Source organism: Streptomyces sp. AC512_CC834 (genome assembly GCF_019049325.1).
Lineage (GTDB): Bacteria > Actinomycetota > Actinomycetes > Streptomycetales > Streptomycetaceae > Streptomyces.
Map to the genome: position 1 here is coordinate 1 of NZ_JAGMUO010000079.1, position 361 is coordinate 361.

The following is a 361-nucleotide window of genomic DNA, read 5'->3' on the forward strand; positions in this document are numbered from 1 at the left end:
CGGCCCAGCCGTCGAACAGAGCCAGCAGGCTCGAGCGCACGGCCTCGACGTCGGCCAGGTCCAGGTTCGTGTGCCAGTCCAGCGGCGCGCGGAACTTGGCGTACACCTTGACGTGGCCGCCGCTGTTGCGCTGGGCGACGAGACCCCGGTTCACGCCGTACACGGCCATGGAACCGTCGCCGATCAGCCGGGCGAGGTCGGGGTGGCGGGTGTCGACGTCGTCGAGGGAGGTCTCGACATGGGTGACGCCGGTGTACTGCGGTGTCGCCGAGGAGACCGCCGGGCGGATCCGGGACCAGGCGCCGTCCGCGCCGACCACGAGGTCGAACGCCTCCTGCCGCCCGTCCGCGAAGTGGACCAG

1 protein-coding gene is annotated in these 361 nt (G+C 72.0%); it reads right to left on the bottom strand.

Annotated elements, in window-relative coordinates; all coding sequences use genetic code 11:
* Positions 1 to 361, bottom strand: a 361-nt coding sequence (locus KUM40_RS27105; protein WP_374227428.1) for an FAD-dependent oxidoreductase, incomplete at both ends; no start/stop codon positions are given.